Source organism: Enterobacter sp. BIDMC109 (assembly GCF_001037885.1).
GTDB lineage: Bacteria > Pseudomonadota > Gammaproteobacteria > Enterobacterales > Enterobacteriaceae > Enterobacter > Enterobacter hormaechei_C.
On record NZ_KQ090002.1, the window covers coordinates 2,406,064 to 2,429,882 of the forward strand.

General features: G+C 55.8%; 22 protein-coding genes. 17 read left to right on the forward strand and 5 right to left on the reverse strand.

All coding sequences use genetic code 11. The features are described 5' to 3' along the window. Nucleotides 1-126: 126 nt before the first annotated feature. Nucleotides 127-1,773, reverse strand: coding sequence for a class I fumarate hydratase FumA (fumA, locus tag SK62_RS11370; RefSeq protein ID WP_045911671.1), 1,647 nt, complete (start codon nucleotides 1,771-1,773; stop codon nucleotides 127-129). Between the two features lie 199 nt (nucleotides 1,774-1,972). Between fumA and manA the strand changes: the two genes are divergently transcribed. Both manA and SK62_RS11380 read left to right on the forward strand, forming a co-directional pair. After that, entirely contained in the window at nucleotides 1,973-3,148 is a 1,176-nt protein-coding gene (manA, locus tag SK62_RS11375) for a mannose-6-phosphate isomerase (protein WP_032670035.1), read from the forward strand. A 99-nt stretch (nucleotides 3,149-3,247) separates the two neighbouring features. Beyond that, on the forward strand, nucleotides 3,248-4,774 hold the full coding sequence (locus SK62_RS11380; protein WP_039270897.1) for a YdgA family protein: 1,527 nt from the start codon (nucleotides 3,248-3,250) through the stop codon (nucleotides 4,772-4,774). 101 nt (nucleotides 4,775-4,875) lie between these two features. On the opposite strand, the gene SK62_RS11385 is transcribed toward SK62_RS11380, so the two are convergent. Then, nucleotides 4,876-5,904 carry a Mal regulon transcriptional regulator MalI gene (locus SK62_RS11385; protein ID WP_022647925.1) on the reverse strand — a complete coding sequence of 343 codons (1,029 nt, stop codon included), beginning with the start codon at nucleotides 5,902-5,904 and terminating at the stop codon, nucleotides 4,876-4,878. Nucleotides 5,905-6,083: 179 nt separating this feature from the next. On the opposite strand from SK62_RS11385, the gene malX reads away from it, so the two are divergent. The 3 genes from malX (at nucleotide 6,084) to add (ending at nucleotide 9,993) form a co-directional block, all read left to right on the forward strand. Beyond that, nucleotides 6,084-7,676, forward strand: coding sequence for a maltose/glucose-specific PTS transporter subunit IIBC (gene malX / locus SK62_RS11390; protein ID WP_047719415.1), 1,593 nt, complete (start codon nucleotides 6,084-6,086; stop codon nucleotides 7,674-7,676). A 49-nt stretch (nucleotides 7,677-7,725) separates the two neighbouring features. Next, a complete protein-coding gene (locus SK62_RS11395) occupies nucleotides 7,726-8,898 on the forward strand; it encodes a MalY/PatB family protein (protein ID WP_023296393.1) in 1,173 nt (390 codons plus the stop codon). Between the two features lie 96 nt (nucleotides 8,899-8,994). Beyond that, nucleotides 8,995-9,993: an adenosine deaminase gene (gene add, locus SK62_RS11400; protein WP_015570661.1), complete on the forward strand. Its 999-nt coding sequence runs from the start codon at nucleotides 8,995-8,997 to the stop codon at nucleotides 9,991-9,993. 56 nt (nucleotides 9,994-10,049) lie between these two features. On the opposite strand, the gene SK62_RS11405 is transcribed toward add, so the two are convergent. Next, nucleotides 10,050-11,090 carry an oxidoreductase gene (locus SK62_RS11405; protein ID WP_032648137.1) on the reverse strand — a complete coding sequence of 347 codons (1,041 nt, stop codon included), beginning with the start codon at nucleotides 11,088-11,090 and terminating at the stop codon, nucleotides 10,050-10,052. Nucleotides 11,091-11,329: 239 nt separating this feature from the next. Here SK62_RS11405 and blr point away from each other — a divergent pair, with 239 nt between their 5' ends. From blr to gstA, 12 genes are all read left to right on the forward strand, one after another. Next, nucleotides 11,330-11,455 carry a division septum protein Blr gene (gene blr, locus SK62_RS11410; RefSeq protein ID WP_151884424.1) on the forward strand — a complete coding sequence of 42 codons (126 nt, stop codon included), beginning with the start codon at nucleotides 11,330-11,332 and terminating at the stop codon, nucleotides 11,453-11,455. 229 nt (nucleotides 11,456-11,684) lie between these two features. Further along, a complete protein-coding gene (ydgT, locus tag SK62_RS11415; protein WP_000217941.1) occupies nucleotides 11,685-11,900 on the forward strand; it encodes a transcription modulator YdgT in 216 nt (71 codons plus the stop codon). An 85-nt stretch (nucleotides 11,901-11,985) separates the two neighbouring features. Continuing rightward, nucleotides 11,986-12,426, forward strand: coding sequence for a DUF2569 domain-containing protein (locus SK62_RS11420; RefSeq protein ID WP_045338785.1), 441 nt, complete (start codon nucleotides 11,986-11,988; stop codon nucleotides 12,424-12,426). A gap of 76 nt (nucleotides 12,427-12,502) precedes the next feature. Further along, nucleotides 12,503-13,084 (forward strand): electron transport complex subunit RsxA, encoded by a 582-nt coding sequence (gene rsxA / locus SK62_RS11425; protein WP_000133206.1) that lies wholly within the window; start codon nucleotides 12,503-12,505, stop codon nucleotides 13,082-13,084. Further along, the gene (gene rsxB, locus SK62_RS11430; protein ID WP_048249550.1) at nucleotides 13,084-13,662 is read left to right on the forward strand and encodes an electron transport complex subunit RsxB; all 579 of its coding nucleotides are present in this window, start codon (nucleotides 13,084-13,086) and stop codon (nucleotides 13,660-13,662) included. The genes rsxA and rsxB overlap by 1 nt, the downstream gene beginning before the upstream one ends. Then, the gene (gene rsxC, locus SK62_RS11435) at nucleotides 13,655-15,676 is read left to right on the forward strand and encodes an electron transport complex subunit RsxC (protein WP_023303569.1); all 2,022 of its coding nucleotides are present in this window, start codon (nucleotides 13,655-13,657) and stop codon (nucleotides 15,674-15,676) included. The genes rsxB and rsxC overlap by 8 nt, the downstream gene beginning before the upstream one ends. Beyond that, nucleotides 15,677-16,729, forward strand: coding sequence for an electron transport complex subunit RsxD (gene rsxD, locus SK62_RS11440; RefSeq protein WP_015570666.1), 1,053 nt, complete (start codon nucleotides 15,677-15,679; stop codon nucleotides 16,727-16,729). A gap of 10 nt (nucleotides 16,730-16,739) precedes the next feature. Continuing rightward, on the forward strand, nucleotides 16,740-17,360 hold the full coding sequence (rsxG, locus tag SK62_RS11445; RefSeq protein ID WP_023296391.1) for an electron transport complex subunit RsxG: 621 nt from the start codon (nucleotides 16,740-16,742) through the stop codon (nucleotides 17,358-17,360). Nucleotides 17,361-17,362: 2 nt separating this feature from the next. Continuing rightward, a complete protein-coding gene (locus tag SK62_RS11450) occupies nucleotides 17,363-18,049 on the forward strand; it encodes an electron transport complex subunit E (protein ID WP_003857592.1) in 687 nt (228 codons plus the stop codon). Further along, entirely contained in the window at nucleotides 18,046-18,681 is a 636-nt protein-coding gene (gene nth, locus SK62_RS11455) for an endonuclease III (RefSeq protein WP_015570668.1), read from the forward strand. Before SK62_RS11450 ends, nth begins: the two co-directional genes overlap by 4 nt. 613 nt (nucleotides 18,682-19,294) lie before the next feature. Further along, nucleotides 19,295-20,803: a dipeptide/tripeptide permease DtpA gene (gene dtpA / locus SK62_RS11460; protein WP_017693548.1), complete on the forward strand. Its 1,509-nt coding sequence runs from the start codon at nucleotides 19,295-19,297 to the stop codon at nucleotides 20,801-20,803. 105 nt (nucleotides 20,804-20,908) lie between these two features. Then, nucleotides 20,909-21,514 (forward strand): glutathione transferase GstA, encoded by a 606-nt coding sequence (gene gstA / locus SK62_RS11465; RefSeq protein WP_047719414.1) that lies wholly within the window; start codon nucleotides 20,909-20,911, stop codon nucleotides 21,512-21,514. A 91-nt stretch (nucleotides 21,515-21,605) separates the two neighbouring features. Here the strand turns inward: gstA and pdxY are convergent, their stop codons facing one another. Together pdxY and tyrS are read right to left on the reverse strand one after the other, a co-directional pair. Next, nucleotides 21,606-22,466: a pyridoxal kinase PdxY gene (pdxY, locus tag SK62_RS11470; protein WP_048249551.1), complete on the reverse strand. Its 861-nt coding sequence runs from the start codon at nucleotides 22,464-22,466 to the stop codon at nucleotides 21,606-21,608. A 66-nt stretch (nucleotides 22,467-22,532) separates the two neighbouring features. Beyond that, nucleotides 22,533-23,807 (reverse strand): tyrosine--tRNA ligase, encoded by a 1,275-nt coding sequence (gene tyrS / locus SK62_RS11475; protein WP_017384594.1) that lies wholly within the window; start codon nucleotides 23,805-23,807, stop codon nucleotides 22,533-22,535. Nucleotides 23,808-23,819 lie beyond the last annotated feature (12 nt).

Below are 23,819 nucleotides of genomic sequence, written 5' to 3' on the forward strand. Positions count from 1 at the left end.
GATGACTTCTGAGAAACGTTATGGCGCTTTGTGCGCTCTTTTTGATGTCGGGTGGTGGCTGCGCCTTACCCGACCTACGAGAATGCAGGCCGGGTAAGCGTCAGCGCCACCCGGCAATTTACAGAATTACTTCACACACGCCGAACACTGGGAAGACTGGATCTGTTTGAAGAAGTCGTTACCTTTGTCATCCACGAGGATGAACGCCGGGAAGTCTTCCACTTCAATTTTCCAGATCGCTTCCATACCCAGTTCCGGGTACTCCACGCACTCAAGGCTCTTGATACTGCCCTGCGCCAGCACCGCTGCCGGGCCACCGATGCTACCGAGGTAGAAGCCGCCGTGCTTGTGGCACGCGTCCGTCACCTGCTGGCTGCGGTTGCCTTTCGCCAGCATGATCATGCTGCCGCCGTTTGCCTGCAACTGGTCGACGTAGGAGTCCATACGGCCCGCCGTGGTTGGGCCTAACGAGCCGGAAGCATATCCATCAGGCGTTTTTGCCGGGCCTGCGTAGTAGATCGGGTGATCTTTAATGTACTGCGGCAGCCCTTCGCCGTTGTCCAGGCGCTCTTTCAGCTTCGCATGGGCGATGTCGCGACCCACGATAATCGTCCCGTTCAGGGAAAGGCGCGTTGAAACCGGATACTGCGAAAGCTGCGCGAGGATCTCTTTCATCGGACGATTCAGGTCTACGCGAACCGCTTCCCCCTCGCCCGCTTTACGCAGTTCTTCAGGAATATATTTGCCCGGGTTGTTCTCCAGCTTCTCGATCCAGATGCCGTCGCGGTTGATCTTCGCCTTGATGTTGCGATCCGCCGAGCATGAGACGCCCATGCCCACCGGACAGGAAGCACCGTGGCGCGGCAGGCGGATCACGCGAATGTCATGCGCGAAGTATTTGCCGCCAAACTGCGCGCCCAGGCCCAGATTCTGCGCTTCGGCCAGCAGTTCCTGCTCAAGCTGCACGTCCCGGAACGCCTGACCATGTTCGTTACCTTCCGCTGGCAGGCCATCGTAGTATTTGGTTGAGGCCAGCTTAACGGTTTTCAGGGTGCTTTCGGCAGACGTACCGCCAATCACAAACGCGATATGGTACGGCGGGCAGGCCGCGGTGCCGAGGGTGCGCATCTTCTCGACCAGATAATTCTTCAGCTTGCCCGGGGTAAGCAGCGCTTTGGTTTCCTGGTAAAGATAGGTTTTGTTGGCTGAACCGCCGCCTTTGGCGATGCAGAGGAATTTGTACTCGTCACCGTCGACGCTGTAGAGGTCAATCTGCGCAGGCAGGTTGGTGCCGGTGTTCACCTCTTTGTACATATCCAGCGCCGCGTTTTGCGAATAGCGCAGGTTGTCTTCGGTGTAGGTATTGTAAACGCCGCGCGCCAGCGCCGCTTCGTCACCGCCGCCGGTCCAGACGCGCTGGCCTTTTTTACCGGTGATAATCGCCGTGCCGGTGTCCTGGCAGGTCGGCAGAATGCCTTTCGCGGCGATATCAGAGTTACGCAGGAATTGCAGGGCAACGTACTTATCGTTCTCGCTGGCTTCCGGATCGCTAAGGATATCAGCAACCTGCCGCTGATGCGCCGGACGGAGCATAAAGGAAGCATCGTGGAAGGCTTGCTGCGCCAGCAGCGTCAGCGCCTGCGGGTCAACTTTGAGGATCTCCTGCCCTTCAAACTCAGAGACAGAAACGTAATCGCGGGTTAACAGGTAATACTCGGTCTGATCCTGACTGAGGGGGAAAGGATCCTGATAATGGAAGGGTTTATTCGACATTGTTCTCTCACTTACTGCTTCGGTCTGTTTATTCAGGGCAGATGTTCCGCTGCCCGGCTTAAAAGCGAGTCAGCTTATCCTACACAATTTTTTAACAAAAACTGAGACTAGTACGACTTTTTACATCCGCAGGTTACTTCCATTCGGTTTATTGCTTTAATACGCGGAGTTAATTCCACATATGAATCAGGGCTTGATAATGCAAAAACTCATCAACTCAGTGCAAAACTACGCCTGGGGAAGTAAAACTGCGTTAACGGATCTCTACGGTATCGCCAACCCGGACAACCTGCCGATGGCAGAGCTGTGGATGGGCGCGCATCCGAAGAGCAGCTCAAAAATTGAAGATGCCAGCGGCCAGGTTCGCAGCCTGCGTGACGTCATCGACGCCGACAAAGCCGCACTGCTCGGCGATAAAGTGGCGAATCGTTTTGGTGAGCTGCCGTTTCTCTTCAAGGTATTGTGCGCCGACCAGCCGCTCTCCATTCAGGTTCACCCGAACAAAAAAGCCTCTGAGCTGGGCTTTGCCAAAGAAAATGCCGCCGGTATTCCGTTAGACGCCGCAGAGCGTAACTACAAAGATCCTAACCACAAGCCGGAACTGGTTTTCGCCCTGACCCCTTTCCTGGCGATGAATGCCTTCCGCGAGTTTTCCGAGATCATCTCCCTGCTGCAACCGGTCGCCGGGGCTCACAACGCGATCGCCCATTTCCTGGAAAACCCGAACGCAGAAGCCTTGAGCGAGCTGTTTGCCAGCCTGCTGAATATGCAGGGCGAGGAAAAATCCCACGCGCTGGCGGTGCTGAAAGCCGCGCTGAACAGCCAGCAGGGTGAGCCATGGGACACCATTCGCGTAATTTCCACGTTTTATCCGGACGACAGCGGTCTCTTCTCTCCGCTGCTGCTGAACGTGGTGAAGCTCAACCCGGGCGAAGCGATGTTCCTGTTCGCTGAAACCCCGCACGCCTACCTGAACGGCGTGGCGCTGGAGGTGATGGCTAACTCCGATAACGTACTGCGCGCGGGCCTGACGCCAAAATACATCGACATCCCTGAGCTGGTTGCCAACGTGAAGTTCGTGGCGAAACCTGCTGCGGAGCTGCTTACGCAGCCGGTGAAAAACGGCGCAGAGCTGGACTTCCCGATTCCGGTTGACGATTTTGCCTTCTCGCTGCACGACCTCAGCGCAGACGAAACCGCCATTGCACAGGAGAGCGCAGCGATCCTGTTCTGTGTAGAAGGCGAAGCGACATTGCATAAAGATAGCGAGCGTCTGGTGCTTAAACCGGGTGAATCCGCCTTTGTCGCGGCCAACGAGTCGCCTGTCCGGGTGAGCGGTACCGGTCGCCTGGCGCGTGTTTTTAATAAGCTTTAGGGACTTACTGAATTTTTTAACAACTCTTGCTAAGCTAGTAACAGGCGTTGTAACACCAGGCGGTTTTAACCGCCTGGTTTCATTTTAGGGATAATCGCAATGAAAAAATCGGTCGTAGCGGTAGGAGTGATTGTTGCTTTAGGCGTGATCTGGACGGGTGCTTCCTGGTATACCGGGAAACAGCTGGAAAGCCGTCTGGCAGAGATGATGACGCAGGCAAACAGCGAGATTAAGCGCAGCGCGCCTGAAGCAGGTCTGGAGCTGAGCTACCAGAACTACCAGCGTGGCGTGTTTACCAGCCATATGCAGGTGGTGGTGAAGCCGGTTGCGGGTAATCAGAACGCCTGGCTGAAACCGGGCCAGAGCGTGGTGCTGGATGAAGTGGTCAGCCACGGTCCGTTCCCGCTGGCGCAGTTGAAAAAGTTTAACCTGATCCCCTCCATGGCATCCGCCAGAACCGTACTGGTGAATAACGAGGTGACGAAGCCGATTTTCGATATGGCGAAAAATGAGTCGCCGTTTGAGATCAATACCCGCATCAGCTATGCCGGTGATACGCATTCCGACATCGACCTGAAAGCCCTGAATTACGAACAAGGCACCGACAAAGTCGCCTTCAGCGGCGGTAATTTCCAGCTTGATGCCGATCGCGACGGCAAGAATGTCTCCCTGACCGGCGATGCCGCCAGCGGCCTGGTGAATTCAGTCAATGAATATAACCAGAAGGTTCAGCTTACCTTCAACAACCTTAAAGCCAGCGGCAATAGCCGTATGACCGATTTTGATGAGCGTATCGGCGACCAGAAACTGAGCCTCGATAAGATCGCCATTGCGATCGAAGGCAAAGAGATGGCGGTGCTGGAAGGCATGGATCTGGACGGTAAGTCTGACGTCTCCAAAGACGGTAAAAGCATCAACACCCAGCTGGATTACAGCCTGAAAAGCCTGAAAGTACAGAATCAGGATCTGGGTACCGGTAAGCTGTCGCTGAAAATCGGCAACATTGACGGCCAGGCGTGGCATGAATTCAGTCAGAAATACAGTAAAGAGAGCCAGGCTCTGCTGACCGATGCCGCCCTGCAACAGAACCCGCAGGCGTACCAGCAGCAGGCGATGACGGTGCTGTTTAATAACCTGCCGATCCTGCTGAAGGGCGAGCCGGTGATTACCGTTGCGCCACTGAGCTGGAAAAACGGCAAAGGCGAAACCAACTTCAACCTGTCGCTGTTCCTGAAGGATCCGGCCGCTGCGACCGGCGAACCGCAGACCCTGGCGCAGGAAGTTGACCGCAGCGTGAAATCGCTCGACAGCAAGCTGACCATCCCGATGGATATGGCGACCGAGTTCATGACGCAGATTGCGAAACTTGAAGGGTATGGTGAAGAAGATGCAGGCAAACTGGCAAACCAACAGGTGAAAGGCCTGGCGGCGATGGGCCAGATGTTCCGCATCACGAAGGTGGAAGACAACACCATTTCCACCAGCCTGCAATATGCGAATGGCCAGGTGACGCTCAACGGCGACAAAATGCCGCTGGAAGAGTTTGTCGGTATGTTTGGTATGCCGACGCTGGGCATGCCGGCACCGGCTGAACCGGCAGCGCCGCCGGCAGTACCGCAGCAGTAAACGAAAAACCCCTCGCATGAGGGGTTTTTTATTGCCGGGTGGCGCTGACGCTTACCCGGCCTCCGATCCTGAGTCGTTGTAGGCCCGTGCAAGCAAAGCGTTTACTTCACCGTCACTAACCGCGCAGCCACAATCTGATGCCCGGCCTGCACGTCCGTATTTTCAATGCGCTGCATGATCCTGTCTGCCAGGGTGTACCCCATCTCACGAGCCGGCGTCGTCGCCCAGACGATGGGGAGATCGTCTAACGCATTTTCACCGACATCCGCAAACGCCCCCAGCGCCACCTGATGGCCGAAGAACGTTTCTACCCCGCCCTCACCGCTCTGGCGTCCGGCGCGGATCAAACCGAACCACGCCCCCATCGCAATGACGTCGTTATAGCAAATCACAGCGCTGATCGTCGGGCTGTTGCGGAGCAACGTGCCGATGGCTTCCGCGGCTTTTTTCTGGCTGGATTCACACTCCACCACCCATTCGCTGTGAAACGGCAGGCCATATTTGATGAGCGTGGAGCAGTAACCGCCCACCCGCTCGGCACGCGTCAGGGACGAGCTTTTACCGCCGAGCCAGGCGATGCGCTGATGGCCGCGATGAATAAGATGCTCGGTCAGCATTTGCGCGGCCTGCATGTTATCCGGCCGAAGGGTATCGGCTTCGTCGAGATAGCTGGCGCGCGAGGCAAACACCAGCGGTACGCCTTTCTGCGCCGCGCGCTCACACAATTCACTGCCCACGCCGGACGCGCCGGCCACGATCACCCCATCCACCCCTTGCGTCAGCAGCATATCCAGCCTGGAGAGCAGCTGCTCCGGTTCGCGCCCACCGTGGAGCAGGAAAACCATTCGCCCCTGAGCCTCAAGCGCCTCGGTAAGCCCGGCGGTCAGTTCCGCATAAAACGGCGACGCGAGGTCGCGAACGATCAGCCCTATCACCCCGCTTTGCCCACCGCGCAGCGCCGACGCCTGGCGATTACGCACAAAGCCCAGCTGCTCAACGGCCTCGTTGACGCGCTGACCCGTTGCAGGAGAGATGCGCCCCTTCCCGCTCAATACCAGCGAAACGGTGCTGACGGAAACCCCCGCCGCGAGCGCGACATCGTTGATGGTGATCTTTTTCGCTACAGCCATGTGGTGGCGTGACTCCTTGATAATGAGATCGCTAAAACGTTTTATCAATACGTTATCTTTATACTACCAGTAAAAGCCTGAGAATGTGATTTAGCGCGCACTAAAGTTTGATAAAACGTTTTATCTTCTCGCCCCATCGAGGTCGTTAAATCTCTTTCTACCATTTAAGGAGTCGTTTTATGACGACGAAAGCAGCACAAAAAATATCGCTGTGGGAGTTTTTCCAGCAACTGGGTAAAACCTTTATGCTGCCCGTGGCGCTTCTCTCTTTTTGCGGGATCATGCTGGGGATTGGCAGCTCGTTAAGCAGCCATGACGTCATTACCCTGATCCCTTTCCTCGGAAATCCGGTACTTCAGGCGATCTTCATCTGGATGAGCAAGGTCGGATCGTTTGCCTTTAGCTTCCTGCCGGTAATGTTCTGTATCGCCATCCCTCTGGGTCTGGCGCGCGAAAATAAAGGCGTGGCGGCGTTTGCGGGCTTCGTTGGCTATGCGGTCATGAACCTTGCGGTTAACTTCTGGCTGACTGCCAAAGGGATCCTGCCCACGACCGACGCGGCGGTACTGAAAGCCAATAACATTCAGAGCGTGATTGGTATTCAGTCCATCGATACCGGGATCCTTGGAGCCGTGATCGCGGGGGTAATTATCTGGATGCTGCACGAGCGCTTCCACAACATCCGCCTGCCCGATGCGCTGGCCTTCTTCGGCGGGACCCGCTTTGTGCCAATCATTACGCTGGTTGTGATGGGTCTGTTTGGTCTGATCATCCCTCTGATTTGGCCGATTTTTGCCATGGGGATCACCGGTATCGGCCGCATTATCAATGGCGCGGGTGATTTCGGCCCGATGATTTTCGGTACGGGTGAACGTCTGCTGCTGCCATTTGGTTTACAGCATATCCTGGTTGCCCTGATCCGCTTTACCGAAGCCGGCGGTACCATGGACGTTTGCGGTCATTCCGTTAGCGGTGCGCTGACCATCTTCCAGGCCCAGCTGAGCTGCCCGACCACTCACGGCTTCTCTGAAAGTGAGACGCGTTTCCTCTCTCAGGGTAAAATGCCTGCCTTCCTCGGCGGCCTGCCGGGCGCAGCGCTGGCGATGTACCACTGTGCCCGTCCGGAAAATCGTCATAAAATTAAAGGTCTGCTGATCTCCGGCGTTATTGCCTGCGTGGTGGGCGGTACGACAGAACCTATCGAGTTCCTGTTCCTGTTCGTAGCGCCGGTACTGTACCTCATCCACGCCGTACTGACGGGCCTGGGCTTTACCGTGATGGCTGTGCTCGGTGTGACCATCGGTAACACCGACGGTAACGTGATTGACTTCGTGGTATTCGGTATCCTGCACGGCCTGTCCACCAAGTGGTATCTGGTGCCGGTTGTGGCCGCCATCTGGTTCGCGGTTTACTACGGGATCTTCCGCTTCGCCATCACCCGCTTTAACCTGAAAACGCCTGGCCGCGATACCGATACGGCCACCAGCGTTGAACAGGCGGTAGCCGGCACCATTGGGAAATCCGGATATAACACGCCGGCTATTCTGGCGGCGCTGGGCGGTGCGGATAACATTACCTCTCTGGATAACTGCATCACCCGCCTGCGTTTGTCGGTGGCGGACATGTCCAAAGTGGATACCAACGCACTTAAAGCTAACCGGGCTATCGGCGTGGTACAGTTAAATCAACACAATTTGCAGGTCGTCATTGGCCCGCAGGTACAGTCAGTGAAGGATGAGCTGGCAACCCTGATGCGAACCGTCGAAGCCTGATGCCTCGCCCCCCTCGTCATGAGGGGGTTTTACTTTACGGAGCACCGTCATGTTTGATTTTTCAACCGTCGTGGATCGACACGGCACCTGGTGTACCCAGTGGGATTATGTCGCTGACCGTTTTGGCGCTGCCGACCTGCTGCCCTTCACCATCTCTGATATGGATTTCGCCACCGCCCCCTGCATTACCGATGCGCTGCACCAGCGAATAAACCACGGGGTGTTTGGCTACAGTCGCTGGAAAAATGACGAATTTCTGGCCGCCGTGGCGCACTGGTTCCGGCAACGCTTTAACAGTCAGATTGATACCGAAACCGTGGTGTATGGGCCGTCGGTCATTTATATGGTCTCGGAGCTGATCCGCCTCTGGTCCTCGCCTGGCGACGGCGTGGTGGTCCATACCCCGGCTTACGATGCCTTTTATAAAGCCATCGAAGGCAACCAGCGTACCGTTGTTTCCGTGCCGATGCAGAAAACAGCGCATGGCTGGGAGGGCAATATGGCCGGGCTGGAAGCGGCGCTGTCAAAACCGGAAAACAAGGTGCTGCTGCTGTGTAGCCCGCAAAACCCGACCGGCAAAGTCTGGACGCGGGAAGAGCTGACCACAATGGCGGCCCTGTGTGAACGTTATGACGTAGCGGTGATCAGCGACGAAATTCATATGGACATGGTATGGGGCACGCATCGTCATACCCCGTGGAATGAGGTTGCGCGCGGTAAATGGGCGCTGCTGACCTCGGGTTCCAAAAGCTTCAACATTCCGGCGCTGACGGGTGCCTGGGGGCTTATCGCCGATGACGCCAGCCGTAGCGCCTATCTGAATGCATTAAAAGGTCGGGACGGACTCTCTTCCCCTTCCGTGCTGGCGCTGACCGCGCACATTGCTGCCTACCGACAGGGAGAACCCTGGCTGGACGCGCTGCGGACCTATCTCGAAGAAAACCTGCGCTACATTGCTGACGAACTGAATACTGCATTTCCGACACTCAACTGGCAACCGCCCGAGGCCACCTATCTGGCATGGATCGATCTCAGCCCGCTTGGCATTGATGACAATACGCTGCAAAACGTGCTGATTGATCAGCAAAAAGTGGCCATCATGCCGGGATATACCTATGGGGATGAAGGTAAAGGCTATGTGCGTCTGAACGCTGGCTGTCCGCGTAGTAAGCTTGAACAGGGCGTTCAACGCCTTATCGCCGGCATCAACACTCTGCTGTAAATCATTTGCGCAACGGAATATTCCCTTGCGCAAATAGCTTTTTACCCCGTTTTGTTTTTATAATATGGCGCACTTTAACCAGCAAAGAGTGCGACCATGATTGATACACGCCTGCCTTTAACTGATATTCACCGCCACCTCGACGGAAACATTCGTGCCCAAACCATTCTCGATCTTGGTCGCCAGTTCAATTTAACCCTCCCTGCCGAAACGCTTGAAACCCTGATCCCGCATGTTCAGGTCACGTCGAACGAACCGGATCTGGTGAGTTTTCTGAGCAAGCTCGACTGGGGCGTGAAGATGCTGGCCTCGGTCGATGCCTGTCGCCGTGTCGCCTTTGAAAACATCGAAGATGCCGCGCGTAACGGCCTGCACTATGTTGAACTGCGTTTCTCCCCAGGCTATATGGCGATGACCCACAACCTCCCCGTAGCGGGCGTGGTTGAAGCGGTCATTGAAGGCGTGCGTGAAGGCTGCAAAACCTTTGACGTTCAGGCGCGTTTGATCGGCATTATGAGCCGTACCTTCGGTGAAGCGGCCTGTCTTCAGGAACTGGAAGCATTACTGGCGCATCGCGACCAGATCACCGCTATCGACCTGGCCGGTGACGAGCTGGGCTTCCCGGGCAGTCTGTTCCTGTCTCATTTCAACCGCGCACGTGATGCAGGATGGCATATTACCGTTCATGCGGGGGAAGCTGCGGGGCCGGAAAGCATCTGGCAGGCCATTCGTGAACTGGGTGCGGAACGTATAGGTCATGGCGTGAAAGCCATTGAAGATCGCGCGCTGATGGATTTCCTCGCCGAACAACGTATTGGAATCGAATCCTGCCTGACCTCCAATATTCAGACCAGTACAGTAGCGTCGCTGGCGCAACACCCGCTGAAAACCTTCCTCGAACACGGGGTGCTGGCTTCGCTGAACACGGACGATCCGGCGGTTCAGGGCGTGGATATTATTCACGAATACAACATCGCCGCACCACAGGCCGGGCTGAGCCGCGAGCAGATCCGTCAGGCGCAAATCAACGGGCTGGAGATCGCCTTCCTGACGCCTGAAGAGAAACAGGCGCTGCGCGATAAAGTTGCTCAGTAGTCCTCTTTACTGCCGGGTGGCGCTGCGCTTACCCGGCCTACGAAAGCGTTTGGCACTTATGCCAGACAGAGCGTTGCGCGATGTTTGGCAGATTCGATCCCGAGCTCGATGAGCTCCATAATCTGGATTGCCTGGCTTGCGGGAACCGGATTTTCACCTGAACCATTCAGCGCGTCACGAATGGCGGCGTAATACGCTGGATAGTTCCCCGGCAGGGTCAATACCGTCTCTTCAACCAGTACCTCACCCTCCGCACGCGTCACCACCCCGTCGCGCATGTCGTAGCCCCAGTCCTCCTGCGGTAAGCGTTCGCCATTTTTGAGGCGCTCTTCCTGCGGATCCAGGCCGAACTTCACATAGCTGCCGCGCGCCCCGTGAATGATATAGCGGGCCGATTCCGCCGCCGCAAGCATTGTCCCGTGCAGCACAATGCGCCGCTGCGGATAACTCAAAATGGCATGGAAATAGTCGGTGGTCTGCGCCCCCGGCCTGAGCTGCGCTAAATCGACCGTCATGCTCACGGGCAGACCAAACAGATGGACGGCCTGATCGAGAAGATGCGGCGCTAAGTCATACCAGATGCCGCTGCCCGGTCCCGCCTGCTCGCGCCAGCGATCTCGCACCTGCGGACGATAACGATCGAAATGCGATTCAAAAAAGGCAATTTCGCCGAGCGTGCCTTCGTTTATCAGCGCCTTAACCGTCAGGAAATCGCTGTCCCAGCGCCGATTGTGAAAGACCGATAATAACCGACCCAGACTTCGCGCCAGCGCATCCAGCTCGCGCGCCTGTGACAACGTCACGGTGAAGGGCTTATCGACAACAACATGTTTCCCTGCCTCCAGCGCCGCTTTCGCCAGGGGGAAATGAGTGTCGTTAGGAGTTGGAATGATAATAAGGTCAATATTAGGATCGTTAAACAGATGCTTAGGCTCCGTTACCACCGGCACGGCTGGCCAGTCGGCGCGGACCTTAGTCTCATCGCTGCTTGTGATAGCCGCCAGTTCCATTCCCGGCGTGCCGGCAACCAGCGGTGCATGAAAGGTTTTGCTTGCGTACCCGTAGCCAATAAGACCGACGCGGATGTTTTCACTCATCGTTTGCCCCCTCGCTGTGCGCTTATTTATCACTGGCCTTGTGCTTAACGCACAGATTAATAATGTGCCCTTTGAGTTAAAATAGCATCTCGCGACAGCGTTTTTTGTTACCTCGCATTAAAGTGTGTATATGGGTTCGGGGAATCGTTCCCAAAGCGCTTGCTCTGGCGAAAAGGGCGCTGTAACATTTGTAATCTGTATTTATGGATAAATTACAAACACAAATTATGTCGTCAATAATTAATCGAATCATTGAATTAGCGGGATGGATTGTCCTTGGAGTTTCAGTCGTGTTGCTCGGCATTGCCAGCCATATCGATAACTACCAGCCGCCGGAGCCTGTTACTGTCGCACAACAAAAGTAAGCCGTGTCGTCATAAAGCGTGACACATTACGTCATGGAACGTATTGCCAGCCGTAATGAACGAGGTTACCCTTCTCTTCCAGGCATCTGCTGATGCCTGAATCTTCGCAAAGAAAACTCCTAATTTCGTCGCGTTACCCGAGTGGACAGTTTACGTCTTTATTAATCCGTTTATTATTCGAACGCATTACCTTTATGGGTATTACCCTTTTATATGGAAACTTATTAACATGACAGTTCAGGACTATTTATTAAAATTTCGCAAGATCAATTCCCTTGAAAGCCTGGAAAAACTGTTTGACCATCTGAACTACACGCTGTCGGATAATCAGGACATCATCAATATGTACCGCGCTGCTGACCATCGTCGCGCCGAACTGGTCTCTGGCGGTCGTCTGTTCAATGTGGGGGAAGTGCCTAAATCCGTATGGCGTTACGTTGTATAAGAAAGTAGCCTTCGGCGTGAAATGTTATATACTCTCCGCCCTGCAAATTTCTGTATAACATTTCGCGCAGACTATGGGAGAGCGTATGACCGCATTGCCTGGAGAGAGAATTGGGGGCTGGTTAATCGCCCCGCTGGCATGGCTGCTGGTGGCATTATTAAGCGCTTCGCTGGCGCTGTTGCTATACACCACCGCACTGGTTACGCCTCATGCTATCCAGACACTGATGTCCCAGAGTGCGCTCAATATTGCAACGTGGTTTGTGTCGTTCGTTTTCGCGATCGCGATGTGGTACTACACGCTGTGGCTGACTATCGCCTTCTTCAAACGCCGCAAAAGCGTGCCGAAACATTACATTATCTGGCTGCTGGTCTCCGTGCTGCTGGCTGTCAAAGCATTCGCTTTCTCGCCAGTATCTGACGCGCTGGCGGTTCGCCAGTTACTGTTTCCGCTACTGGCGACGGCGCTTATGGTCCCTTATTTCAAGCGTTCGACGCGCGTTAAGAAGACCTTTGTCAACCCGTAATAACCTTACAGTTAACCTGTTGTGGCCTGTTGTCGTTTATCCGATAATAGGCGGCTATTTTATTTCAGGCTAAATAATGACCGATTACTTACTGCTCTTTGTCGGAACTGTGCTGGTTAATAACTTCGTACTGGTGAAGTTCCTTGGCCTGTGCCCGTTTATGGGCGTCTCCAAAAAGCTGGAGACGGCAATGGGCATGGGGCTGGCGACCACCTTCGTGATGACGATGGCCTCCATTTGCGCATGGCTGATTGATACCTGGATCCTGATCCCACTGGACATGCTCTACCTGCGCACCTTGTCCTTTATTCTGGTCATTGCGGTTGTGGTGCAATTTACCGAGATGGTGGTGCGGAAAACCAGCCCTGCCCTGTATCGCCTGCTGGGCATTTTCCTGCCTCTCATCACCACCAACTGCGCGGTGCTGGGCGTGGCGCTGCTCAATATCAACCTTGGGCATAATTTCCTGCAATCGGCGCTGTACGGTTTTTCCGCGGCGGTCGGTTTCTCTTTTGTTATGGTCCTGTTCGCCTCGATTCGCGAGCGTCTGGCCGCGGCGGATATTCCCGCGCCGTTTCGCGGTAACGCCATCGCTCTGGTGACCGCAGGTTTAATGTCTCTGGCCTTTATGGGCTTTAGTGGTCTGGTGAAGTTGTAATGAGTGCTATCTGGATTGCCATCGCGTCCATCAGCGAACTGGGACTCGTCTTTGGCATCATTCTGGGTTATGCCTCCCGCCGGTTTGCGGTGGAGGACGATCCGGTGGTTGAAAAAATTGATGAACTTTTACCGCAGAGCCAGTGCGGGCAGTGCGGCTACCCTGGCTGCCGCCCTTACGCTGAGGCGGTGGGCGTGCAGGGCGAAAAGATCAACCGCTGCGCACCGGGTGGCGAAGCGGTCATGCTTAAAATAGCTGCCCTGCTGAACGTCGATCCCCAGCCTGTCGACGGCGATGAACAGGCCCAGGAGCCCGTTCGTGCCCTTGCTGTCATCGACGAAGCCAACTGCATTGGCTGCACCAAATGTATTCAGGCGTGTCCAGTTGACGCCATTGTGGGCGCAACGCGCGCGATGCACACCGTTGTGGCGGATCTGTGCACCGGCTGTAATCTCTGCGTGGCGCCCTGCCCGACGCAGTGTATAGAACTACGCCCGGTTGAAACGACTACTGAAAGCTGGAAGTGGGACCTTCAGACCATTCCGGTTCGCAATATTCCTGTGGAACAACATGCTTAAGTTATTTTCTGCCTTCAGAAAAGAGAAGATCTGGGATTTCGACGGCGGCATTCATCCGCCTGAGATGAAATCGCAGTCTAACGGCACGCCGCTGCGCCAGATCCCGCTGGCGACCCGTTACGTTATGCCCCTTAAACAGCATATCGGCGCGGAAGGTGAACTGTGCGTGAAAGAAGGCGATAGCGTTCTTCGCGGCCAGCCGCTGACCTTTGGTCGCGGACGGATGTTGCCGATACATGCCCCGACTTCCGGTAAGGTGGTGGCTGTTGCCCCCCATACCGTTGCCCATCCGTCGGCGTTGTCTGAGCTGAGCGTGATCATTGAAGCCGATGGTGAAGACCGCTGGATCGATCGTGACGGCTGGAGCGACTACCGTTCCCACAGCCGTGAAGCGCTGATTGAACGCATTCATCAGTTCGGCGTGGCGGGTCTGGGAGGCGCAGGCTTCCCGACCGGCGCTAAGCTTCACGGCGGCGGCGATAAAATCGAAACGCTGATCATCAACGCCGCCGAGTGCGAACCGTACATCACCGCCGATGACCGTCTGATGCAGGACTGTGCCGCGCAGGTGGTGGAAGGGATTCGCATTCTTGCGCATATTCTGCAACCCCGCGAAGTGTTGATCGGTATTGAGGACAATAAACCGCAGGCCATTTCGATGCTGCGTGCGGTACTGGCGGACAGCCACGATATCGCCCTGCGAGTGATCCCGACCAAATACCCGTCCGGCGGGGCAAAACAGCTGACGCAGATCCTGACCGGCAAACAGGTCCCCCACGGGGGCCGTTCGTCCGACATCGGCGTGCTGATGCAAAACGTGGGAACCGCCTACGCGGTGAAACGTGCGGTGATTGACGGCGAGCCATTGACCGAGCGCGTCGTCACGCTGACCGGCGAGTCCGTCTCCCGTCCCGGCAACGTCTGGGCGCGTCTGGGTACGCCGGTGCGTCATCTGCTGGAACAGGCTGGCTTCTGCCCGGGTAGCGATCAACTGGTCATTATGGGTGGCCCGCTGATGGGCTTTACCCTGCCGTGGCTGGATGTGCCGGTGGTGAAGATTACCAACTGCCTGCTCGCCCCTTCCCCAACGGAGATGGGCGAAACGCAGGAAGAGAAAGGCTGCATACGCTGTAGCGCCTGTGCGGACGCATGCCCGGCAGATTTACTGCCGCAGCAGTTGTACTGGTACAGCAAAGGCCAGTTGCACGATAAAGCCCAGGCGCATAACCTGGCTGACTGTATTGAATGCGGTGCCTGCGCCTGGGTCTGCCCAAGCAATATTCCGCTGGTGCAATACTTCCGTCAGGAGAAAGCCGAAATCTACGCCATCTCCATGGAAGAAAAACGTGCCGCTGAAGCGAAGGCCCGCTTTGAAGCGCGTCAGGCACGACTGGAGCGCGAGAAACAAGCCCGTCAGGAACGCCATAAGCAGGCTGCCGTCCAGCCTGCGGCGAAAGATCAGGATGCCATTAACGCAGCCCTGGCCCGCGTGCGCGAGAAGAAAGCCACCGCCGCCCAGACGGTTGTGATCGCTCCGGGAGAAAAACCGGACAACAGCGAAGCGATTGCGGCCCGCGAAGCGCGTAAAGCCGAAGCTCGCGCGCGTCAGGCGGAGAAAGCGCAACACGCCAAACCGGAAGCCGATATCGACCCGCGTAAAGCGGCAGTGGAAGCGGCTATCGCCAGGGCAAAAGCCCGTAAGGCCGGTCAGCAGACAGTGGTGGTTGAACAGGAAGCGACGGATCCGCGCAAGGCGGCCGTTGAAGCCGCTATCGCCCGTGCCAAAGCACGAAAAGCGGCACAGGTTCAGCCAGCCGAAGAGAGTGAAGCGCCTGTCGACCCGCGTAAAGCCGCCGTTGAAGCGGCCATCGCCCGTGCCAAAGCACGAAAAGCGGCACAGCAGGACGAACGGCCTGCGGCCGCCAACGACGATCCACGCAAAGCCGCAGTCGCCGCCGCGATTGCGCGCGTTCAGGCAAAGAAAGCCGCGCAGCAAGCCGTTAACGAGGATTAAATGGTTTTCAGAATTGCAAGTTCCCCTTATACCCATAACCAGCGCCAGACATCGCGTATTATGATGCTGGTGTGCCTGGCCGCGCTGCCAGGTATTGCCGTACAGTGTTGGTTTTTCGGCTGGGGTACGCTTTTCCAGTTAGTTCTGGGTTGCGCCAGTGCCGTCGCAGCGGAAGCAGCGATCCTGAAGCTGCGCAAAATGGAAGTGACTCGCATCCTGAGCGATAACTCCGCCCTGTTGACCGGCCTGTTGCTGGCCATCAGCATTCCCCCGTTCGCCCCGTGGTGGATGGTGGTATTGGGAACGGTGTTTGCGGTGATCATCGCCAAGCAGCTGTACGGCGGGCTGGGCCATAACCCGTTTAACCCGGCGATGATTGGCTACGTGGTACTGCTGATCTCCTTCCCGGTACAGATGACCAGCTGGCTGCCGCCGCATGAGATCGCCGCCACCGTCCCCGGCTTTATGGATGCCCTGCACGTTATCTTTACCGGCCACACCGCGCTGGGCGCAGATATGAACGCGCTTCGCATGGGCGTGGACGGCATCAGCCAGGCCACCCCGCTCGATACCTTCAAAACCTCCCTGCGTGCCGGACACAGCGTGGAGCAGGTGATGAAATCGTCTATTTACAGCGGCGTACTGGCGGGTGCTGGCTGGCAGTGGGTCAATCTGGCCTATCTGTTGGGCGGCGCGTTCCTGCTGCAACAGAAGGCAATCCGCTGGCATATTCCGGTGAGCTTCCTGGTGACGCTGGCCGTCTGCTCGACGCTCGGCTGGGTCATCTCACCTGAGTCACTGGCCAGCCCGCAGCTCCATCTGCTCTCCGGCGCGACCATGCTCGGGGCATTTTTTATTCTGACCGATCCGGTCACCGCGTCTACCACCAACCGAGGACGTCTGATTTTCGGCGCGCTGGCGGGCTTGCTGGTCTGGCTTATTCGCAGCTTTGGCGGTTATCCGGACGGTGTGGCATTTGCCGTGCTGCTGGCTAACATCACCGTTCCGCTCATCGACTACTACACGCGGCCACGCGTGTACGGTCATCGCTAAGGGTCACGCCATGCTAAAAACAATGCAAAAACACGGCGTTACGCTGGCGATCTTCGCTGCCGCCCTCACCGGGCTGACCGCGCTGGTAAATGAACTGACGAAAACAACCATTGCAGAGCAGGCAATGAAGCAGCAAAAGGCGCTGTTCGATCAGGTGATCCCATCCGACTTCTACGATAATGACCTGCAAAAAAGCTGCTTTGTCGTGCAGGCTCCGCAGCTCGGTAAAGGACCCCATCGCATTTATATTGCCCGCAAGGGCGATAATCCCGTGGGTGCCGTCATGGAAGCCACCGCGCCGGACGGTTACTCCGGTGCGATTCAGCTGCTGGTTGGCAGCGATTTTTCCGGCACCGTGCTGGGCACGCGCGTGACGGAACATCACGAAACGCCGGGCCTTGGCGACAAAATTGAAACACGCTTAAGTGACTGGATCTTACACTTCTCCGGAAAGATGATTCATGGCGAAGACGATCCTGCTTTCGCGGTGAAAAAAGATGGCGGCGAGTTTGACCAGTTCACGGGTGCCACGATTACCCCGCGCGCGGTGGTCAACGCCGTCAAGCGCGCCGGGCTGTATGCCGAAACGCTGCCCGCGCAGATCAATCATCTTTCCACCTGTGAGGAGTGACCATGAGCCAGGTTAAAGAGGTTATCGTCCAGGGTCTCTGGAAGAACAACTCCGCGCTGGTACAGCTGCTGGGGCTGTGTCCGCTGCTGGCGGTGACGTCTACCGCCACCAACGCGCTCGGGCTGGGGCTGGCGACCACGCTGGTGCTGACCCTGACTAACTTTTCCATTTCAGTTTTGCGCCGCTGGACGCCGTCGGAAATCCGTATTCCGATCTATGTCATGATCATTGCGTCGGTGGTCAGCGTGGTGCAAATGCTGATTAACGCCTACGCATTTGGCCTGTACCAGTCGCTCGGGATTTTCATTCCGCTTATCGTGACTAACTGTATTGTCGTAGGCCGCGCTGAAGCCTTTGCGGTGAAAAACAATCCGGCCATATCCGCGCTGGATGGTTTTTCCATCGGCATGGGCGCGACTGCCGCCATGTTCGTTCTCGGCTCTCTGCGTGAAATTTTGGGCAACGGTACGCTCTTCGACGGTGCGGACGCGCTGCTTGGCGGCTGGGCGAAGTCGCTGCGTATTGAGGTGTTCCATACGGACACTCCGTTCCTGCTGGCCATGCTGCCGCCTGGCGCCTTCATTGGCCTTGGGATGATGCTGGCGTTAAAATACCTGATTGATGAAAAACGTAAACGCCGCGCCGCTGAGCGCAGCGTACAGGAAGGGATCCCCGAGAAAGCAGTATGAATAAAGAGAAACGCATTGCGATCCTGACGCGCCTGCGCGATGAGAATCCTCATCCTACGACAGAGCTGAACTTTAACTCGCCGTTTGAACTGTTGATCGCGGTGCTGCTCTCTGCACAGGCGACGGACGTGAGCGTCAACAAAGCCACGGCCCTGCTCTACCCTGTCGCCAATACGCCGCAGGCCATGCTGGAGCTGGGCGTTGAAGGTGTGAAATCCTATATCAAGACCATTGGCCTGTTTAACAGCAAGGCCGAAAACGTCATTAAGACCTGCCGGATCCTGCTGGAGCAGCACGGCGGTGAAGTCCCGGAAGACCGCGCTGCGCTGGAAGCGTTGCCGGGCGTCGGGCGTAAAACGGCAAATGTGGTGCTGAACACGGCGTTTGGCTGGCCGACCATCGCCGTGGATACCCATATCTTTCGCGTCTCTAACCGTACCCGGTTCGCGCCGGGTAAAAACGTGGAAGAGGTGGAAGAGAAGCTTTTAAAAGTGGTCCCGGCGGAATTTAAGGTGGACTGCCACCACTGGCTGATCCTGCACGGACGGTATACCTGTATTGCCCGTAAGCCACGCTGCGGTTCCTGCATTATCGAAGATCTCTGCGAATACAAAGAAAAAGTCTATCCCTGAGCGTAAACCACCTAACTTCTTACCTGTTCAAGCCCTTAATATTAACAAGGGCTCTAATATCTTCCCGATTGACCATAAATTGCCCTCTCTTTCCCCTTAACGCATTGTCGATTCTTCGGTCATTTAACACTCAAACAGGTTAATAGTTTTTTCATCACCAAAAATTTCTATACATCTGTGATCGCGATCACTCTGATAACCTGATGTTGGATTTTTGTTGTTAAAACCCGCCCAACCCCTTTGCCAGACAAGATTTCATCGATTCCACACCGCACATAAGACCAGTCATTTTTCAGAATATGGGCTATATCACTGCCATTCACCCAAAATAGCAGAACATATCGCCATACAGCCATTAAACAGGGTCGATTACAGTGAAAAAAACCATCAATTTTGAACGGATGAGATTTAACGCTGTATAACATTTGCATGAACCGATGATTATACCGCCAGAGTTATATGTAACAGATTATTACAAACGTATTGCCAGATGGGGCTGGATAGTGAACATTACCCGCCGTTTCCCCTCCCAATATAACTATAAAGCGGATGGACTACGGTCATCACGCTATGAACACCCCCGTTAATATGGGATGTAAAAAAAGAGGTATATGTGTCTACTGCAAACAATAAACCAACAGATGAGAGCGTAAGTCTTAACGCTTTCAAACAGCCTAAAGCGTTCTATCTCATTTTCTCTATTGAATTATGGGAGCGTTTTGGCTACTACGGCCTGCAAGGGATCATGGCGGTTTACCTGGTTAAACAACTGGGTATGTCTGAAGCCGATTCCATCACGCTGTTCTCTTCCTTCAGCGCCCTGGTGTATGGCCTGGTCGCTATCGGCGGCTGGTTAGGCGATAAAGTCCTCGGTACTAAACGAGTCATTATGCTGGGCGCCGTTGTTCTGGCGATTGGCTATGGGCTGGTTGCCTGGTCCGGGCACGATGCAGGTGTGGTTTACATGGGCATGGCTACCATCGCGGTAGGTAACGGCCTGTTCAAGGCGAACCCGTCTTCCCTGCTCTCTACCTGCTACAGCAAAGATGACCCACGTCTGGACGGTGCATTTACCATGTACTACATGTCCATCAACATCGGTTCCTTCTTCTCTATGCTGGCAACCCCATGGCTGGCCGCAAAATTCGGCTGGAGCGTAGCGTTTGCGCTGAGCTTCGTGGGTATGCTGATCACCGTTGTGAACTTCCTGTTCTGCCGTAGCTGGGTTAAAGACTATGGTTCAAAACCAGACTTCGAACCCGTGCACATGGGCAAACTGCTGGCAACCATCGTCGGCATCGTGATCCTGGCCGCTGTCGCCACCTGGCTGCTGCACAACCAGGGCGTTGCACGTGCCGTACTGGGCGTGGTTGCGCTGGGTATCGTGTTTATCTTCGCGAAAGAAGCCTTTGCGATGCAGGGTGCGGCACGTCGTAAGATGATTGTGGCGTTCATCCTGATGCTGGAAGCGATCATCTTCTTCGTTCTGTACAGCCAGATGCCAACGTCTCTGAACTTCTTCGCTATCCGCAACGTTGAGCACTCCATCCTTGGTATCGCGTTCGAGCCGGAGCAGTATCAGGCCCTGAACCCGTTCTGGATCATGATTGGTAGCCCGATTCTGGCCGCTATCTATAACAAGATGGGCGACCGTCTGCCTATGCCGCACAAGTTCGCTATCGGTATGGTGCTGTGCTCTGGCGCATTCCTGGTGCTGCCGCTGGGGACGAAATTCGCGACCGACGCGGGTATCGTGTCTGTTAACTGGCTGATCCTGAGCTATGCGCTGCAATCCATCGGTGAACTGATGATCTCCGGTCTGGGCCTGGCGATGGTTGCGCAGCTGGTCCCTCAGCGTCTGATGGGCTTCATCATGGGTAGCTGGTTCCTGACCACCGCTGGCGCGGCTATCATCGCAGGTAAGATTGCGAACCTGATGGCGGTACCAGACAACGTTACCGACCCGCTGGTTTCCCTGAATGTCTACGGCACCGTGTTCATGCAAATTGGTATCGCGACCGCCGTGATTGCCGTGCTGATGCTGCTGACCGCACCAAAACTGAATCGTATGACGCAGGACGACGACAAATCCGCTAAAGCGATCAAAACCGCGAACGCGTAATGTCATCGGGAAACGACTGAACAGAAGCCGCTAATTGATTAGCGGCTTTTTTTTTATCCGAACGCGCACTAACATAGCTGGAACCTCAGCAAAAAGGAGTTACCGATGAAACTGTTCTATAAACCGGGCGCCTGCTCTCTTGCTTCCCATATTACGCTTCGCGAGAGCGGTAAAGATTTCACGCTGGACGGCGTTGACCTGATGAAAAAGCGTCTGGAAAACGGGGATGACTTTTTTGCGATTAACCCAAAAGGCCAGGTTCCGGCCCTGCTGCTGGATGATGGCACCCTGCTGACCGAAGGGGTGGCGATTATGCAATTCCTGGCGGACAACGTACCGGATCGTCAGCTCCTTGCCCCCACCGGCAGCATTGCGCGTTATAAAACGCTGGAGTGGCTGAACTATATTGCCACCGAACTGCACAAAGGCTTTACGCCCCTGTTCCGCCCGGACACGCCGGAAGAGTACAAACCTACCGTGCGCGCGCTGCTGGAGAAAAAGTTGCAGTACGTTAACGACGCGCTGAAAGACGACCAGTGGATCTGTGGCTCGCGTTTCACCATCGCCGATGCCTATCTGTTTACCGTTCTGCGCTGGGCGCGCGCGATTAAGCTGAACATGGAAGGATTAGACCATGTCGCATCGTATATGACGCGCGTGGCGGAGCGTCCTGCGGTGGCAGCGGCGCTGAAAGCGGAAGGGTTGAATTAACCGAGCGGCCTGGGTTGCCGGGTGGCGCTGACGCTTACCCGGCCTACAAATTCCGTAGGCCCGTGCAAGCGTCAGCGCCGCCGGGCGTTTTCTAAAGCTGCGTTGCGCTAAAATAGTGCTCCGGCTTCGCGATGCGATCCTGCGCCGCGACGACCTGGAGCTCATATTCCTGCATCGTCTTCGTCGCAATCATGATTTCATAAACGGCTGCGGTGACGTGCTCCAGCGCATCGCGCAGGCTCGCGCCCTGCAATAGCTTCACCAGCAGCAAACCGCTGGTCACATCCCCGACCCCGACAGGCTGACGTGCACCGAAATCCACCAGCGGTCGACTGATATGCCAGGCTTCATCCTTCGTCACCAGCAGCATTTCAAAACGGTCCTGGCTCAACCCTGCGCGTGCCAGGTGCTTAACCAGCACAATCTCTGGCCCCTGGGCGATCAGCTCGCGAGAGGCGCTTACAGCCTCTTCTACGCTGTTGACCGGATGCTCGCACAGGATCTCAAGTTCAATCAGGTTGGGGGCAATAATATCGCTGGCGGGCAATGCATGACGGACATGAAACTCCGCAACACCCGGCGCTACGATGCAGCCTTTTTCAGGATGTCCCATTACCGGATCGCAGAAATATTTCGCCGCGGGGTTTGCCGCTTTCACCTGGCGCACAATGCCGAGGATATGTTCCCCCTGCTCCGCCGAACCCAGATAGCCGCTGAGTGCGGCATCGCAGCGTTTAAGCTGGTCGATATCCGCAATCCCCTGAACGATTTCCGTCAGATGCGACGGCGGCATTACGCAGCCGGTCCATTTACCGTACTGGGTGTGATTCGAGAACTGGACGGTATTGAGGGGCCAGACGTTAACGCCGAGGCGGCGCATCGGGAATTCCGCAGCGCTGTTGCCAGCATGTCCAAACACAACGTGGGACTGAATGGCGAGGATGTTCTTCATGTTGTACTTACCAAACCCTGTCAAAACAAAAGGGGCGTGGTTTCCGACGCCCCTGCATACTTTTAATTACTTCCAGCAGACCAGGCAGTAATTTTTCTTACCGCGACGCAGCAGTGTGTAGCGACCATAGAGACGGTCGTTCTCGGTAAAGGTGTATTCCGGATCGGCCTGTTTTTCGCCATTAATGGTGATCGCGTTAGAGGCGATGGTTTTACGCGCCTGACCGCGAGACGGCTGGAGCTCGGAGTCCACCAGCGCCTGCATCAGATCGGCGCCTTTTTCCATCTCAACCATCGGCACGCCATCCTGCGCCAGCTGTTCGAAATCCGCTTCGCTTAAATCGCTCAGGGTTCCGTTGAACAGGCTAGCCGTAATGCGCTTCGCCGCCGCCAGACCTTCTTCGCCGTGAACCAGTTTAGTCACTTCGTCCGCCAGCACGTACTGGGCGCGTGGTGCTTTACCGCTGTTCTTGTCTTCTTCTTCCAGCGCATTGATTTCTTCGATATCCATAAAGGTGAAGAACTTCAGGAAGCGATAAACGTCGGCATCCGCCGTGTTGATCCAGAACTGGTAGAACTTGTACGGGCTGGTTTTCTTCGGATCCAGCCATACCGCGCCGCCTTCGGTCTTACCGAACTTGGTACCGTCGGCTTTGGTGATCAACGGCACGGTCAGACCAAACACCTGATTCTGGTGGAGGCGACGGGTCAGATCGATACCGGAGGTGATGTTACCCCACTGGTCGGAACCGCCAATTTGCAGAGAGACGCCGTGCAGCTTGTTCAGGCAGGCGAAGTCATACCCCTGCAACAGGTTGTAGGAGAACTCCGTGAAAGAGATACCCTGATCGTCACGGTTAAGACGCTGCTTTACTGCTTCTTTGTTAATCATCTGGTTAACAGAGAAGTGTTTGCCGATGTCACGCAGGAACGTCAGCACGTTCATGCCACCAAACCAGTCGTAGTTGTTCGCCGCAATCGCAGAGTTGTCACCGCAGTCGAAATCCAGGAACGGTGCAACCTGTTTACGGATCTTATCCACCCACTCCTGCACGGTGTCTTCGGTATTCAGCTTACGCTCAGCGGCTTTGAAACTTGGGTCGCCAATCAGACCGGTCGCGCCGCCAACCAGTGCGACAGGCTTATGGCCGGCCATCTGGAAGCGTTTCAGGCATAACAATGGAACAAGATGCCCCAAATGCAAGCTGTCAGCGGTGGGATCGAAGCCGCAATAGAGCGCGATCGGGCCTTGCGCCAGTCGCTCTGCTAACGCTTCCTCGTCCGTCACCTGGGCCACGAGGCCCCGCTCTTGCAATTGTTTAATCAAGTTACTGCTTGCCATCAAATTCTCCAT

What these genes read in the sequence shown, in the direction of transcription:
- fumA (WP_045911671.1), bottom strand. Translation starts at nt 1,773, where the DNA reads ATGTCGAATAAACCCTTCCATTATCAGGATCCTTTCCCCCTCAGTCAG.
- manA (WP_032670035.1), top strand. Translation starts at nt 1,973, where the DNA reads ATGCAAAAACTCATCAACTCAGTGCAAAACTACGCCTGGGGAAGTAAA.
- SK62_RS11380 (WP_039270897.1), top strand. Translation starts at nt 3,248, where the DNA reads ATGAAAAAATCGGTCGTAGCGGTAGGAGTGATTGTTGCTTTAGGCGTG.
- SK62_RS11385 (WP_022647925.1), bottom strand. Translation starts at nt 5,904, where the DNA reads ATGGCTGTAGCGAAAAAGATCACCATCAACGATGTCGCGCTCGCGGCG.
- malX (WP_047719415.1), top strand. Translation starts at nt 6,084, where the DNA reads ATGACGACGAAAGCAGCACAAAAAATATCGCTGTGGGAGTTTTTCCAG.
- SK62_RS11395 (WP_023296393.1), top strand. Translation starts at nt 7,726, where the DNA reads ATGTTTGATTTTTCAACCGTCGTGGATCGACACGGCACCTGGTGTACC.
- add (WP_015570661.1), top strand. Translation starts at nt 8,995, where the DNA reads ATGATTGATACACGCCTGCCTTTAACTGATATTCACCGCCACCTCGAC.
- SK62_RS11405 (WP_032648137.1), bottom strand. Translation starts at nt 11,090, where the DNA reads ATGAGTGAAAACATCCGCGTCGGTCTTATTGGCTACGGGTACGCAAGC.
- ydgT (WP_000217941.1), top strand. Translation starts at nt 11,685, where the DNA reads ATGACAGTTCAGGACTATTTATTAAAATTTCGCAAGATCAATTCCCTT.
- SK62_RS11420 (WP_045338785.1), top strand. Translation starts at nt 11,986, where the DNA reads ATGACCGCATTGCCTGGAGAGAGAATTGGGGGCTGGTTAATCGCCCCG.
- rsxA (WP_000133206.1), top strand. Translation starts at nt 12,503, where the DNA reads ATGACCGATTACTTACTGCTCTTTGTCGGAACTGTGCTGGTTAATAAC.
- rsxB (WP_048249550.1), top strand. Translation starts at nt 13,084, where the DNA reads ATGAGTGCTATCTGGATTGCCATCGCGTCCATCAGCGAACTGGGACTC.
- rsxC (WP_023303569.1), top strand. Translation starts at nt 13,655, where the DNA reads ATGCTTAAGTTATTTTCTGCCTTCAGAAAAGAGAAGATCTGGGATTTC.
- rsxD (WP_015570666.1), top strand. Translation starts at nt 15,677, where the DNA reads ATGGTTTTCAGAATTGCAAGTTCCCCTTATACCCATAACCAGCGCCAG.
- rsxG (WP_023296391.1), top strand. Translation starts at nt 16,740, where the DNA reads ATGCTAAAAACAATGCAAAAACACGGCGTTACGCTGGCGATCTTCGCT.
- SK62_RS11450 (WP_003857592.1), top strand. Translation starts at nt 17,363, where the DNA reads ATGAGCCAGGTTAAAGAGGTTATCGTCCAGGGTCTCTGGAAGAACAAC.
- nth (WP_015570668.1), top strand. Translation starts at nt 18,046, where the DNA reads ATGAATAAAGAGAAACGCATTGCGATCCTGACGCGCCTGCGCGATGAG.
- gstA (WP_047719414.1), top strand. Translation starts at nt 20,909, where the DNA reads ATGAAACTGTTCTATAAACCGGGCGCCTGCTCTCTTGCTTCCCATATT.
- pdxY (WP_048249551.1), bottom strand. Translation starts at nt 22,466, where the DNA reads ATGAAGAACATCCTCGCCATTCAGTCCCACGTTGTGTTTGGACATGCT.
- tyrS (WP_017384594.1), bottom strand. Translation starts at nt 23,807, where the DNA reads ATGGCAAGCAGTAACTTGATTAAACAATTGCAAGAGCGGGGCCTCGTG.